The 14380-nt window shown below is 38.3% G+C and carries 12 protein-coding genes, 7 tRNA genes and 1 rRNA gene; 10 read left to right on the plus strand and 10 right to left on the minus strand.

Annotated elements, in window-relative coordinates; all coding sequences use genetic code 11:
* From DV415_RS07145 to DV415_RS07170, 6 genes are all read right to left on the minus strand, one after another.
* Window positions 1–109, minus strand: a 16S ribosomal RNA gene (locus DV415_RS07145); the annotation flags it as partial.
* 175 nt (window positions 110–284) lie between these two features.
* A tRNA-Pro gene (locus DV415_RS07150) sits at window positions 285–361 on the minus strand.
* A gap of 21 nt (window positions 362–382) precedes the next feature.
* A tRNA-His gene (locus DV415_RS07155) sits at window positions 383–458 on the minus strand.
* A 26-nt stretch (window positions 459–484) separates the two neighbouring features.
* Window positions 485–561: transfer RNA gene (locus tag DV415_RS07160), tRNA-Arg, on the minus strand.
* Window positions 562–709: 148 nt separating this feature from the next.
* A complete protein-coding gene (gene rlmKL / locus DV415_RS07165) occupies window positions 710–2845 on the minus strand; it encodes a bifunctional 23S rRNA (guanine(2069)-N(7))-methyltransferase RlmK/23S rRNA (guanine(2445)-N(2))-methyltransferase RlmL (RefSeq protein ID WP_118790774.1) in 2136 nt (711 codons plus the stop codon).
* 130 nt (window positions 2846–2975) lie between these two features.
* Window positions 2976–3052, minus strand: a tRNA-Met gene (locus tag DV415_RS07170).
* Window positions 3053–3238: 186 nt separating this feature from the next.
* Here DV415_RS07170 and mltA point away from each other — a divergent pair.
* The 3 genes from mltA to znuA all read left to right on the plus strand — a co-directional run bounded on the left by mltA (window position 3239) and on the right by znuA (window position 6310).
* Window positions 3239–4351, plus strand: coding sequence for a murein transglycosylase A (gene mltA, locus DV415_RS07175; RefSeq protein WP_118790775.1), 1113 nt, complete (start codon window positions 3239–3241; stop codon window positions 4349–4351).
* Window positions 4351–5121 carry a tRNA cyclic N6-threonylcarbamoyladenosine(37) synthase TcdA gene (gene tcdA / locus DV415_RS07180; protein ID WP_192879106.1) on the plus strand — a complete coding sequence of 257 codons (771 nt, stop codon included), beginning with the start codon at window positions 4351–4353 and terminating at the stop codon, window positions 5119–5121. The genes mltA and tcdA overlap by 1 nt, the downstream gene beginning before the upstream one ends.
* Window positions 5122–5299: 178 nt before the next feature.
* The gene (gene znuA, locus DV415_RS07185) at window positions 5300–6310 is read left to right on the plus strand and encodes a zinc ABC transporter substrate-binding protein ZnuA (protein WP_118790777.1); all 1011 of its coding nucleotides are present in this window, start codon (window positions 5300–5302) and stop codon (window positions 6308–6310) included.
* A gap of 47 nt (window positions 6311–6357) precedes the next feature.
* Here znuA and DV415_RS07190 read toward each other — a convergent pair whose 3' ends face one another.
* Together DV415_RS07190 and mpl are read right to left on the minus strand one after the other, a co-directional pair.
* Window positions 6358–6864, minus strand: coding sequence for a DUF2301 domain-containing membrane protein (locus tag DV415_RS07190; protein WP_118790778.1), 507 nt, complete (start codon window positions 6862–6864; stop codon window positions 6358–6360).
* A 107-nt stretch (window positions 6865–6971) separates the two neighbouring features.
* Window positions 6972–8333: a UDP-N-acetylmuramate:L-alanyl-gamma-D-glutamyl-meso-diaminopimelate ligase gene (gene mpl / locus DV415_RS07195; RefSeq protein WP_118790779.1), complete on the minus strand. Its 1362-nt coding sequence runs from the start codon at window positions 8331–8333 to the stop codon at window positions 6972–6974.
* Between the two features lie 146 nt (window positions 8334–8479).
* Here mpl and DV415_RS07200 point away from each other — a divergent pair, with 146 nt between their 5' ends.
* Entirely contained in the window at window positions 8480–9073 is a 594-nt protein-coding gene (locus tag DV415_RS07200; RefSeq protein ID WP_118790780.1) for a hypothetical protein, read from the plus strand.
* 48 nt (window positions 9074–9121) lie between these two features.
* Here DV415_RS07200 and metC read toward each other — a convergent pair whose 3' ends face one another.
* Window positions 9122–10309, minus strand: a complete 1188-nt coding sequence (metC, locus tag DV415_RS07205; protein WP_118790781.1) for a cystathionine beta-lyase — start codon at window positions 10307–10309, stop codon at window positions 9122–9124.
* A gap of 137 nt (window positions 10310–10446) precedes the next feature.
* Here metC and DV415_RS07210 point away from each other — a divergent pair, with 137 nt between their 5' ends.
* The 5 genes from DV415_RS07210 to DV415_RS07230 all read left to right on the plus strand — a co-directional run bounded on the left by DV415_RS07210 (window position 10447) and on the right by DV415_RS07230 (window position 12154).
* Window positions 10447–11049 carry a peroxiredoxin C gene (locus tag DV415_RS07210; protein ID WP_005625599.1) on the plus strand — a complete coding sequence of 201 codons (603 nt, stop codon included), beginning with the start codon at window positions 10447–10449 and terminating at the stop codon, window positions 11047–11049.
* A gap of 100 nt (window positions 11050–11149) precedes the next feature.
* Window positions 11150–11707 (plus strand): CDP-diacylglycerol--glycerol-3-phosphate 3-phosphatidyltransferase, encoded by a 558-nt coding sequence (pgsA, locus tag DV415_RS07215; protein ID WP_118790782.1) that lies wholly within the window; start codon window positions 11150–11152, stop codon window positions 11705–11707.
* 154 nt (window positions 11708–11861) lie between these two features.
* Window positions 11862–11937 (plus strand) — tRNA-Gly (locus DV415_RS07220).
* A gap of 4 nt (window positions 11938–11941) precedes the next feature.
* Window positions 11942–12028 (plus strand) — tRNA-Leu (locus DV415_RS07225).
* A gap of 50 nt (window positions 12029–12078) precedes the next feature.
* Window positions 12079–12154, plus strand: a tRNA-Lys gene (locus tag DV415_RS07230).
* 118 nt (window positions 12155–12272) lie between these two features.
* Here DV415_RS07230 and DV415_RS07235 read toward each other — a convergent pair.
* On the minus strand, window positions 12273–12803 hold the full coding sequence (locus DV415_RS07235) for an inorganic diphosphatase (RefSeq protein ID WP_005630160.1): 531 nt from the start codon (window positions 12801–12803) through the stop codon (window positions 12273–12275).
* Window positions 12804–13036: 233 nt separating this feature from the next.
* Between DV415_RS07235 and DV415_RS07240 the strand changes: the two genes are divergently transcribed.
* Entirely contained in the window at window positions 13037–14353 is a 1317-nt protein-coding gene (locus DV415_RS07240) for an NCS2 family permease (protein ID WP_118790783.1), read from the plus strand.
* The last annotated feature ends 27 nt before the right edge of the window (window positions 14354–14380 follow it).

A 14380-nucleotide genomic window follows, 5' to 3' on the forward strand; every position in this document is an offset into this window, starting at 1 on the left:
TCCGCCACTCGTCAGCAAGAAAGCAAGCTTTCTCCTGCTACCGTTCGACTTGCATGTGTTAAGCCTGCCGCCAGCGTTCAATCTGAGCCATGATCAAACTCTTCAATTCAAGTTCAATCGCTCAATATACTGCTTAGCTATAAATAAGACACTACTTAAAAAAGTAATTATGAATTTTCAGTTAAGCACCTATTAAGACTTCAAAATTAAAAATATTTTAAAACAAGTCAATCAACAAGTGCCCACACAGATTGTCTGATAGATTGTTAAAGAGCAAAATAAAGTGGTCGGCGAGATAGGATTTGAACCTACGACCCACTGGTCCCAAACCAGTTGCGCTACCAAGCTGCGCTACTCGCCGTCAGATCTTATAAAGATAAGATGGGGTGGCTAATGGGATTCGAACCCACGACAACTGGAATCACAATCCAGGGCTCTACCAACTGAGCTATAGCCACCATTAAAAGTTGTTGTTGCACTGACCTGGCGCGCTCGACAAGATTCGAACTTGCGACCTTTGGCTCCGGAGGCCAACGCTCTATCCAACTGAGCTACGAACGCGTTATTGCGTCGTTGCGGAGGCGTATATTAATGATTTAACAAAACCTTGTCTAGCACTTTTTGAAAAAAAATGTTTGAGCGATAGTTTTTTATTCAGTTTGTTTAAAATTCACTATTTTTTCGACTATTTTTACAACTTGGGAAATCATTATATATGTTGAATCATCCAACAATTATGAATTTGTTTATTACGTTCAAAATCTAGAGGTAACGTTTTATGCGAAATTTCTACCGCACTTAAACCTAATTCTTCCAACGCAACTAAATTCATTTTGAATCCACGTTTATTATTCGAAAAAACAATTGTGCCATTATTCGACAAAACTCGTTTTAGATTGCTCATCAATTTCACATGATCTCGTTGAACATCCCAACTCTCTTCCATACGTTTAGAATTTGAAAACGTCGGTGGATCCACAAATATCAAATCGAATTGACGATCACATTTTTCTAACCATTGAAGGCAATCTGCTTGAATCAATTTATGTTGTTTACCTTCAATATCATTCAAAATAAGATTTTGCTCCGCCCAATTAAGATAAGTATTGGACATATCAACGGTAGTTGTCGATTTAGCACCACCAAGTGCTGCATGAATAGTTGCTGAGCCAGTATAAGCAAATAAGTTCAAGAAATCTTTACCCTTTGCCAACTCTCCAATCATTTTTCTTGTTAAACGGTGATCTAAGAATAAGCCAGTGTCTAAATAATCTGTCAAATTTACCCAAAGTTGCGCGCCATATTCATTTACATAAAAGTATTCACCTTTATTGGCTAATTTCTCATATTGGTTGGTACCTTTTTGTTTCTGACGAACTTTAAGGATCAACTTATTTGTTTCGACACCTGTAACGTGCAAAGTTGCAGTAACCGCATCTAATAAACGTTGACGCGCTTTATTTTCATCAATATTTTTCGGCGCTGCATATTCTTGCACAACAATGTAATCAGTATAACGATCGACGGCTAAATTATATTCAGGCAAATCGGCATCATATAAACGATAAGCGTCTAATCCTTGTTGCTTTGCCCATTTACTAATTTTCTTAATATTTTTTTGTAATCGATTAGCAAAATCGGTTGCCACCTCCGAAGTGCGGTTAAATTCCAGTTCATTTTCAGCTGTAATCTCGTCAGATTTTCGTTCTGAAACTTGATAATTCTTCTGCACACAATCTAGTGGGCCATTTTTTGCTTTAAACTGTCGGCTGGCACGCATTCTCAAACAATCAAGCAATGTGGATTCGCTACTAAAAACAGAAACATTCCAACCGCAAAATTCTTTTTTAAGTCTTTGCCCAAATACAGAATAGAGCGCGATTAAAGCTGGTGTTGTTCCTAAACGTTCACCATAAGGTGGATTACAGATAACCGTACCGACTTCATTTAAACGAGGATTTTTTAACGCTGCAACATCACCTTGTTGCCATTTAATTAAATGTGAAACGCCTGCATTTTGTGCATTTTTCTGCGCCTTTTTTAATACGCGGTGATCGAGGTCAAATCCATAAAAGTGCGGTTGAATTTCACTTTGTTTTTCTTCTACTAATTCAATCGCTTCATTTTTTACTTTTTCCCAAGCAGATTGATTATGCGCTTTCCAAAAATCAAATCCCCAATGTAAACGATAAAGTTGCGGTGCAATTTTGGCTTCCATTTGTGCTGCTTCAATTAAAAGAGTACCTGAACCACACATTGGATCTACTAATGGAGAACCCGCTTGCCAACCTGAACGCATAACAATCGCTGCAGCTAGAGTTTCACGTAAAGGCGCTTGACCTGCATCTTCACGATAGCCTCGCAAATGTAATGCTTCCCCACTTAAATCTAAAGAAATCACTAAATTTTCACGATTCAAATAAGCATGAATACGTACGTCCGGCTGAATTTTATCTACATCAGGGCGAGTTTTACCTTGACGTTCAAAGTAATCGACAATTCCATCTTTAACGCGCATTGCACCAAATTGAGTATGACGAATTTCCTGGTTGGTTCCATTAAAATCAACAAAGAAGGTAACTCGTTCATCAAATTGCGCTAACCAATTAAAGCCTGAAACAGCCACATAAAGATCCAAATCACTGTAAATTTTGGTTTCAATCAAAGGAAATAAAATGCGTGAAGCAAGGCGTGACCAAAGCAAAGTGCGGTATAAAGTTTCGTCATCAGCTTGATAATGAACGCCACCTTGAACCACTTTTGCCTCTTGTGCGCCAAGTTCAGTGAGTTCAACTTTTAATAATTCTTCAAAGCCACGAGAAGTCGTTGCAAATAATTGTTTCATTTAGGTACCGGTTTTGAAAATTTTGAGGGATTATAGCATAGAAAAAGATGATCTAATTGAGATCATCATAGCGAGTTAAACCGTAAAAAGAAAGGCCCTGATTTTATTAAATCAGGGCTTTAGAATTTGTTGGTTGCGGGGGCCGGATTTGAACCGACGGCCTTCGGGTTATGAGCCCGACGAGCTACCAAGCTGCTCCACCCCGCGTCTGATGTGGTGCACTATACGCTATTAATATTTTTTTGCAAGAATTAAACAAAAGTTTATGTTTCATTTGTTAATAAAATGTTCAATGTGCGTTTTTATTAATCAGCTTGACTAAATAACACTGGTCGTTTTGAAGGATTTTTGATAGCGTATGCAGCCTTATTTAAGCTTACTTTGGGATTAAAAATGTCAGTTCGAAAATTTTTCTCATTAAAAACATTTTCTATTGCAGTGACAACCGCACTTTTAGTTGCCTGTGGTTCTTCTAATACAACAAAAACTCAAATTCCCACCACCTCAAATGGCAGCGATCCTCAACAATTTGGTGCGAAATATTCGGGTCGTAATTATCAACAAGCTGTGTTTATGCCAGTTTCTCAAGTTGAAAACCAAAGTGCGGTCATTAATCAGGGTGATTTTTTAACGCAACTTTCGAATGTACAAAGTTATTCAAGCAAACTATCTGATCGTTTCTATGGCAACTATGAAAAAATTACGAATTGGGTACTTTCTGGTGCCAATGTAAGTGAGCTTTCTAAATTTGGTATTAACCCGCAAATTATGCGTGGGTTCGATGGATATCAAAATGTTTTGATGACAGGCTACTACTCTCCTGTCCTTCATGCACGCCGTTCACCACAAGATCAATTCCAAAATCCAATTTATCGTATGCCAGCAAATAAACGTTTTAGCCGAGCGCAAATCTATGCCGGTGCATTAGCGGGTCAAGGATTAGAATTAGCATATAGTGATTCCATGTTAGAGAACTTTTTACTTGGGGTGCAAGGCAGCGGTTATGTAGATTTTGGTGATGGCAACCTTAATTACTTCGCTTATGCAGGACAAAATGGCTTTCCCTACACCGCCGTTGGGCGTTTATTAGTAGAAGATGGTGAAGTACCAAAAGAGAAAATGTCTATTCAAGCAATTCGTGAATGGGGCAATCGCCATCCCTCTCGCGTACAAAGTTTGTTAGAACGTAATTCTTCTTATGTATTCTTCAAAAATGATCCAAGTGGCAAAGTAAAAGGTTCTGCAGGCGTACCACTTGTACCAATGGCATCAGTAGCATCAGATCGTAGCGTTGTACCATCTGGTACTGTTCTTTTAGTCGAAGTGCCTGACATTGATAATAACGGAAACTGGCTTGGTACACACAAATTGCATTTAATGGTTGCACTTGATATGGGCGGTGCGGTGAAAGGCCACCACTTTGACTTATATCGTGGCATTGGTGATCAAGCAGGTCATATTGCAGGATTATCAAAACACTATGGCCGAGTATGGGTGTTACAATAATGGCACCAGTGGACAATTATGAACAGCGATTTGGCGGTATCGGTCGACTTTATACACCTGATGGACTTGCGCGCTTACGCCAAGCCCATATTTGCGTGATTGGCATTGGCGGTGTCGGATCTTGGGTTGTTGAAGCCTTAGCACGATCTGGCATTGGCGAACTCACATTAATTGATATGGATGATATTTGCGTCACGAACATCAATCGCCAACTTCCTGCAATGAGCGGCACAATCGGTAAATTAAAAACTGAAGTCATGTCAGAGCGAGTAAAATTAATTAACCCAGAATGTACCATCAATATTATTGATGATTTTATCTCGCCAGAGAATCAATCGGATTATCTCAATCGAGGCTATGATTATGTCATCGATGCCATTGACAATGTGAAAACTAAGGCGTCGCTAATTGCTTATTGTAAACGTAACAAAATTAACGTGATTACTATTGGTGGTGCTGGCGGTCAAACTGATCCAACCCAAATTCAAATTGCCGATCTCAGTAAAACCATTCAGGATCCGCTCCTCGCCAAAGTGCGGTCAATTTTACGCAAGGATTACAATTTTAGCCAAAATCCAAAGCGTAAATTTAGTATCGACGCGGTATTTTCAACACAACCTTTAATATTCCCACAAATGACTGAAGGCTGTTCTATTTCTGCCACAATGAATTGCGCAAACGGATTTGGTGCAGCCACGATGATTACGGCAACCTTTGGTTTTTTTGCGGTGTCTCGTGTAATAGATAAATTACTAAAGAAAAAATCTTAATCACCTCTTGAAAATGCACATTGATCACAAATGTGCATTTTTTATCGAATGAAACCTATTTACTTTGAAAATGAAAAATTTTCCCCTCACGTGCTCTATAAAATCGTTGCAATTTATATAAAAAGGCGTACTCTTTTTCCCTTTGAGAATTATTACCAACAAGTAAGGAAACAGAAATATGAAAAAACTTTTAAAAATTAGCGCCATTTCTGCCGCACTTTTAAGTGCGCCAATGATGGCGAATGCTGATGTATTGGCATCAGTAAAACCTTTAGGCTTTATTGTTTCATCTATTGCAGATGGCGTAACGGGTACACAAGTCCTTGTTCCTGCTGGAGCCTCTCCGCATGATTACAATTTGAAATTATCTGATATTCAAAAAGTAAAATCTGCAGATTTAGTTGTATGGATTGGTGAAGACGTTGATTCATTTTTAGACAAGCCAATTAGCCAAATTGAACGTAAAAAAGTGATTACCATTGCCGATCTTGCGGATGTTGAACCTTTATTAAGTAAAGCTCACCACGAGCATTTCCATGAAGATGGCGATCACGATCATAAACATGAGCATGAGCACAAACACGAACATGAACATGAACACGGCCATGATCATAAGCACGAGCATGAACATCACGACCATGACCACGATCACCATGATCATGACGAAGGTTTAACAACAAACTGGCATGTTTGGTATTCTCCAGCTATCAGCAAAATTGTTGCACAAAAAGTAGCGGATAAATTAACTGCACAATTCCCAGATAAAAAAGATTTGATTGCTCAAAATCTTTCAGATTTTAACCGCACTTTGGCAGAACAAGCTGAAAAAATCACAGCACAACTGGCGAACGTTAAAGATAAAGGTTTCTACGTTTTCCACGATGCTTACGGTTATTTCAACGATGCTTATGGTTTAAAACAAACGGGTTACTTCACCATCAATCCATTAGTTGCGCCAGGTGCAAAAACTTTAGCTCACATTAAAGAAGAAATCGCAGAACATAAAGTAAATTGCTTATTCGCAGAACCACAATTTACACCGAAAGTGATTGAATCTTTAGCACAAAATACTAAAGTCAATGTAGGACAACTCGATCCAATTGGCGATAAAGTCAATTTAGGCAAAAATTCTTATGCAACATTCTTGCAATCTACCGCAGATAGTTACATGGAATGTTTAGCTAAATAAACTTTTCAAAAAAATGACCGCACATAAAAGTGCGGTCATTTTCTTTTCTAAATTTGATATTTAGTTTTATCTCCAATATCAAAATGCAAAGGCATTCGCCATTTTTGTATCGCTAAAACTAAAAGTAATACGCCAGAAATAATAGAAAAAATTCGTAGCGCAATAAGATTATTTAACACCCACGAAAACCACAAGCAAGCCACAAATATCGGCTGCAAATTTAGCAAAGGTACGCGGAAACAAAAATATTCTTTAAAACACAAACCACCTAAAGTAAGTAACGCACCGCCAAGGGCCAAAGCGGGATAATGATTAATATAAAACAGTAATCCTATCCAAGTAGCAAATTGAAAAAGCAATCGGAAAGATTTCAGATAAATATGTAATGAAGAGGCACTGCAAGTTGCCGCAATTAATATAAAGGTGAGTGATAAATCTGGATACCAACTCATGGCAAGAATAGCAAGCGCCGCTATCACAAAGCCAGTGCGATAAATAATGATAGTCAGATTATCTAAAAAATCCATCGGGGATTTAATATGTGGATCAGCCATTCTACAAAGATTCCTTTTATAAATTACAAATTAAAAATAGATGTTACGTCAACTCAATAAAAAGTGCGGTCAACCTAAAAACATTTTCTAAATTAACCGCACTTTGATTATTTCTGTTTAAGCTTATCAAGAATTTTTTGATGAATGCCACCAAAACTGCCATTAGACATCACCAAAATGTGATCTGTAGGTTGGGCCTCAGCGACAATCATATCCACTAATCGATCTAAATTTGCATGCCAATAGGCAGGTTGTACACATTGGTTTGCAATATCTGCCACTTCCCAAGGAAGTTGTTCTGGTTGAAGCATAAACACTTCATCAGCTCGGCCAAGTGCAGGCGCAATTTCATCTTTATGAACACCCATTTTCATTGTGTTAGAACGAGGTTCAAGCACTGCAAGAATTCGCACACCACCGCCCACTTTATCTCGCAAAGCAGTTAGCGTAGCAAGAATAGCTTCTGGATGATGAGCAAAATCATCATAAACTGTAATGCCATTAACTTCGCCTTTTACTTCTAGACGACGTTTAGCATTTACAAAAGATCCCAATGCTTTACACGCATCTTCAATAGCCACACCTGCATGATGAGCAGCAGCGATCGCCATTAAAGCATTATGCATATTATGTTGTCCCACTACATTCCATTTTACCTCTGCCACTTTCTCTCCATGATGGAAAACTGCAAAATGTGAGGCATCATTTGTAATACGCTCAGCAAACCACTCATTATCTTTGCCTAAAAATTGTTGTTGCGACCAACATCCCAATGCCAAAGTTTCTTTTGCACTTTGTTCACTCGCAGAACTTAATACCAAGCCACTGGCTGGAATAGTTCGAATCATATGATGAAATTGGCGTTGGATCGCTTTGAGATCATCAAAAATATCTGCATGGTCAAAACTAATGTTATTTACGATAAGTGTACGAGGATTATAATGGACAAATTTCGAACGTTTATCAAAGAAAGCTGTATCATATTCATCGGCTTCAATAACAAAATAAGGGCTATCTCCTAAACGAGCTGAAATGCCAAAATTACCGGCAATTCCGCCGATTAAAAATCCTGGTTTTAAGCCATTTTGTTCTAAGATCCACGTTAACATGCCTGTTGTAGTTGTCTTTCCATGAGTACCAGAAACCGCCAATACCCAACGATCTCTCAATAAATGATCATGCAACCATTGAGGACCAGATGTGTATTTCAAATTATTTTCCAACACATATTCTACGCAAGGATTACCACGTTTCATTGCATTACCAATAATTACCATGTCAGGCGCAGGTTGTAATTGTGCAACATCATAATTTGGAATAATCTGGATGCCTTGCTCTTCTAAAAAAGTGCTCATTGGAGGGTAAACATTAGTATCAGACCCCGTCACGTGATAGCCCATTTGTTTAGCAATCATCGCCACGCCGCCCATAAATGTGCCACAAATACCTAAGATATGAATATGTTTCATTGTGCTTCTCTGTTGATTAAGGAAAACGAAAAATATGATAAAACAACTTCTATGAACTTTCAAAAGAAAAGACAGTCATACCAAACTATATGATCTATAATTAACGCCACTGAACCACTATTTAACCACTTCAACAGGAATAAACAATGAAATTTAATAAGTCTTTTCTTTTCGCAACTATCATCGCAAGCTCTATTGCCTTAACCGCTTGTAACGATAAAGAGCCAAAACAAGCTGAAAAAACTGCAGTAAAAACAACTCAACCAGCAGTAGAAAAAGCTCAACCCGCAACAGAAACAACACAATCAGCAACAACCCAATCAGAACAACAGGCTCAAATAAAAATAGATGAATTAGTTGCTCAAGCTAATGCAGAATTTCAAAAAGTTGCAAACATAAAAGTTACTAATGTTTCTGTTACTGATGATTTAAAATCCTTTTCTATTACTTATGAAATTATAAATTTAAGCGATAAAGCAATTTCAGAAGCACAATGGCTCACTATTTACAAAGAAAATAATCAACCATTCTATGTAGCAAATCTTCCAGCATTACAATTTGGAAAAACAATTGCACCAAAAGCTAGCGAAACAGTAACATTATCAACAACTGAAGAAGCCGTGCTTTCGCAAATTCGTCCACACTTACAGCAAGGAAAAAATATCCAAGTAGATATTATCGGGACTTCAGTACATTTTTCTGACGGTTCGAAAGTTGGCCTAGTGTCAGAGCAAAAATAATCCTATAAAAAATGCCTGTGTAAAACAGGCATTTTTTTATCCGCACTTTTAGGCAATTCGCTCAAATCCAGCTTTTAAATCTGCAATCAATTCATCTACATCTTCAAAGCCAATATGCACACGAATTAACGAACCTGTAAGGTTACGTTTAATATTTGGACGAATATGTGCAATTTCTTCTGGTTGATTACAAAGAATTAGAGACTCAAATCCTCCCCATGAATAAGCCATAGTGAACAGTTGAAAATGATCCATGAAATTTGAGACTTGTTCTGATGTCAATCGCTTAGTTAATTCAAAAGAAAATAAACCGCTGCTACCACTAAAGTCCCGTAAAAAGAATTCATGACCAGGGCAACTTGGTAAGGCTGGATGGTACACAGTTTTTACCTCTGGTTGCTCACTCAACCATTTTGCTACTTTAATACTGCTTTCCTGATGTTGTTTTAATCGTACACCCAATGTACGAATACCACGAGCGGTCGTATAAGCAGAATCTGCATCCACCATTTGCCCCATTAAATAGGAATGTTCTCTAAGCTGATCCCAAGTTCGCGCATTCGCAACGGCAGTACCAATCATAATATCTGAATGCCCCACTAAATATTTCGTACCCGCTTGAATAGAAATATCAACATCATGCTCTAACGCTTTAAATAGAACACCTGCCGACCAAGTATTATCAATCATAATCACAATATTAGGGTTCATCTTTCTTGCAACCTTCACAATAGTCGGAATATCGGGAATTTCCATTGTAATAGAACTCGGTGCTTCTAAGAAAAGTACTTTCGTATTCGGTTGAATAAGCGTTGCAATATCTGCACCAATAAGAGGATCGTAATAAGTTGTATCGATCTGCATTTTTTTCAGCACAATATTACAGAAATCTTGGGTTGGCTCGTAAGCTGCACCACTCATTAACACATGGTCGCCAGTTTTTACAAAAGAAAGAATCGAATTAGTTACTGCTGCTGCACCACAAGGATAAAGATAACAGCCTGCGCCTCCCTCCATTTCACACATTAAATCTTGTAAAGCAAAATGTGTTAGCGTCCCTCTTCTGCCATAAAATAATTCGCCTTTTGCTCTATGTTGAGTAGCGTGTTTTTTATCTTCAATACTGTCAAATACTAATGAAGAAGCTCGCTGTAAAACGGGGTTTACAGATCCTTGTGAAAAACGTTTTTTACGCCCTGCATGGACAAATGTTGTTGATAGATTGTGTTGTTGCATATTTCCACCTTATTTTAGATAAGATTAATTGCTTTAATAGATAAAATCGAGTATAAAAATGTCGGCGTTTCAAATAGAATCGCGTCGCTATTTTGTGTGGCAAAACTTCAACTTAACTTTATATAGGAATTATGACTATGGTATTAGTAACCCGTCAAGCACCAGATTTTACTTCATCTGCTGTATTAGGCAATGGCGAAATCGTTGATAACTTCAACTTTAAAAAACACATTGCTGGAAAAGCTGCAGTAATCTTTTTCTACCCATTAGACTTTACCTTTGTTTGCCCTTCTGAGTTAATCGCATTTGACCACCGTTATGAAGAATTCAAAAAACGTGGCGTAGAAGTAGTTGGTGTTTCTATCGACTCTCAATTTACTCACAATGCATGGCGTAACACCCCAACTGAAAATGGTGGTATCGGCCAAGTTAAATATGCATTAGCGGCAGACGTAAAACACGAAATCGCTCAAGCATACGGTATTGAACATCCTGAAGCAGGCGTTGCATTACGCGCTTCATTCTTAATCGACAAAAATGGCGTCGTTCGTCACCAAGTAGTAAACGATCTTCCATTAGGTCGTAATATCGATGAAATGTTACGTATGGTTGATGCATTACAATTCCATGAAGATCACGGTGAAGTTTGCCCTGCTCAATGGGAAAAAGGTAAAGAAGGGATGAAAGATAACCCTGAAGGCGTTGCAAAATACTTAAAACAAAACGCTGATAAACTTTAATCCGTAATTATTTACAAGAAAGCCACATAATGTGGCTTTTTTTATAGTCTTAGATACTTTAGAATAGGCGTATCTCTAACACCAAGAGCGGTTCATTTCTATGAAATTTAATATTCCTATTTTCCTAACGATGTTTCGCGTAATCCTGATTCCGTTTTTCGTGATTGCATTTTATTTACCTATCGAATCCTCCCCTTTTATTACTACATTCATATTCTTTATTGCAGGTGTTACTGATTGGCTTGATGGTTATTTGGCTCGTAAATGGAAGCAAACTACAAGATTTGGCGCCTTTTTAGATCCTGTTGCGGATAAAGTAATGGTTGTCACAGCCTTGGTTCTCATCGTTGAATACCAACACTCTCTTTGGATTACGATTCCTGCCATTATTATGATTTCTCGCGAAATTATAATTTCTGCATTACGTGAATGGATGGCAGAACTCGGAGAGCGTAGTAAAGTCGCTGTCTCTTGGTGGGGAAAATGGAAAACAACAGCCCAAATGTTAGCCCTAGGCGGATTATTATGGCGTTACAATAACTATATGGAAATTGCCGCTATAATCTTGCTTTACATCGCAGCCATTTTAACTGTATGGTCAATGATCCAATATTTACAGGCAGCAAAAGGTAGCCTACTAGATGACCTCAAACTCTAATTCTGGATAAAGTGCGGTATTTTCTACCGTACTTTTATTATTTTGTCTTATTTTTAATCAAACAAAGTTTTTTTTTATTTTTTCATTTGACACAAGACTATAAAACCGTAAAATACGCCCCGTTGTCACGCAGCAATGCTGATTAGTGACAAATGCGGGAATAGCTCAGTTGGTAGAGCACGACCTTGCCAAGGTCGGGGTCGCGAGTTCGAGCCTCGTTTCCCGCTCCAATTTGCCCGAGTGGTGGAATCGGTAGACACAAGGGATTTAAAATCCCTCGCCTTTCGAGGCGTGCCAGTTCAAGTCTGGCTTCGGGCACCATTTAAACACCAATCAAAAGATTTTAAAATTTACTTTAAAATCATCTAATTGGGTCGTTAGCTCAGTCGGTAGAGCAGCGGACTTTTAATCCGTTGGTCGAAGGTTCGAATCCTTCACGACCCACCACTTAAAAATAAAGTAAGCACCGAGAGGTGTTTTTTATTATCTCAATTCCTGAAATTTACTATAAAAAAATCCCCGACTCAAAGAATCAGGGACTCTTACAATCAAATGTGTTTATTAATTAACGCTCATTCCAACGTTTAATAGACTCACGAATCACTTCTTTCGCTTCTTCTACATCGCCCCAATGCGTTACTTTCGTTGAGCCAGGTTTCTTAAGCGCTTTATAGTTATTGAAATGGAACTCAATTTGTTTAATTAAGTTTGCCGGTAAATCTGCTAATGAATTGTACGCATTTCCTGTATCACGATCATCTGCAGGAACACAAACGATTTTGTCATCCACTTCGCCATCATCAACAAATTTCATGACACCAATTACTTTAGCTTCAAGGAATACGCCTGTTGCTAATGGTTGACGAGTGATTAATAACACATCTAACTCATCGCCATCTTCATCTAAAGTTTGTGGAATGAAGCCATAGTTAGTTGGTTTTGCAAAAATTGCTGGCTCAACACGATCTAATTGGAATGCCGCAACTTTACGGTTCCATTCGATTTTATGGCAACTACCTTCTGGAATTTCGTTTACTACATTGATAATGCCAGCATCTACATCGCCTGGCGTTAAAATTTGATTAAAATCAGCCATTTTGTTTCCTTCATTTCATCAAGTTAAAAAACGCGACAAGTATAGCAGTTTTTCTGCTGACTCGCAGTCTCATTTGTAGAGAAAATCAGCAAATAGATTATTTCATAACTATTCATAATTTTGACCGCACTTTATCCTAAACAAAACTCACGCAAACGTTTACTTCTCATTTTTATGATGTAAAATAGCGCACCTTATTCACTTCAAATTTTTACTCAACTTTAAGGAACACTATGCCAACTTTAGAAAAAACATTTGAGCTCAAGCAACGTGGTTCAACTGTTCGTCAAGAAATTATCGCGGGTTTAACCACGTTCTTAGCAATGGTTTATTCTGTCATCGTGGTACCCAATATGCTAGGTGCTGCAGGTTTTCCTGCGGAATCTGTCTTTATTGCCACCTGTTTAGTTGCAGGGTTAGGCTCTATCTTAATCGGCTTATGGGCAAATGCACCAATGGCAATTGGTTGTGCAATTTCTCTTACTGCTTTTACAGCATTTAGCTTAGTAATCGGTCAAAAGGTCGCCATTCCTGTTGCGCTAGGTGCAGTATTCTTAATGGGGGTTGTGTTTACCTTAATTTCTGCCACAGGTATCCGTGCATGGATCTTACGTAATTTACCATCTAGTATCGCTCACGGAGCAGGCATTGGTATCGGACTCTTTTTACTTTTAATTGCGGCAAACGGCGTTGGTTTAGTCGTCAGCAACCAAGCTGGCTTACCAGTAAAATTAGGCAATTTCACCTCATTCCCAGTCATGATGTCCTTAATTGGTTTAGCACTCATTATCGGCTTTGAAAAAATGAAAATTAAAGGCGGTATTTTATGGGTAATTATCGCTATTACTATCGTAGGTTTAATTTTTGATCCAAATGTAAAATTTGGCGGAGAGATTTTCAAAATGCCAACCTTTGGTGAAAATTCTCTTTTCTTACAATTAGACTTTATGGGCGCACTACAACCGGCAATTTTGCCTGTCGTATTTGCTTTAGTGATGACCGCCGTATTTGATGCAACAGGCACTATTCGCGCAGTTGCAGGTCAAGCCGACTTGCTTGATAAGGATGGTCAAATTATCAATGGCGGTAAAGCTTTAACTTCAGACTCAATCAGTAGCTTATTCTCAGGTTTATTCGGTACAGCACCAGCTGCCGTTTATATTGAGTCAGCAGCAGGAACAGCAGCAGGCGGTAAAACAGGTATTACTGCTATCGTTGTTGGGGTGTTATTCCTATTAATGCTTTTCTTCCAACCATTAGCTTTCTTAGTGCCAGGCTACGCAACTGCCCCAGCATTAATGTATGTTGGTTTATTAATGTTAAGCAATGTAAGCAAATTAGATTTCGATGATTTCGTTGGCGCGATGAGCGGATTAATCTGCGCAGTATTTATCGTACTTACTGCTAACATCGTAACAGGCATTATGTTAGGTTTTGCGGTATTAGTGATTGGAAGAATCGTGAGTGGCGATATTAAACGCTTAAATGCAGGAACCGTGATTATTGCTATCGTACTCGTTGCATTCTATGCAGGCGGTTGGGCGATTTAGTAACAGAAATAAGAAAGGGGAAAAGCA

It is taken from the genome of Haemophilus haemolyticus, assembly GCF_003490595.1.
GTDB classification, from domain to species: domain Bacteria; phylum Pseudomonadota; class Gammaproteobacteria; order Enterobacterales; family Pasteurellaceae; genus Haemophilus; species Haemophilus haemolyticus_L.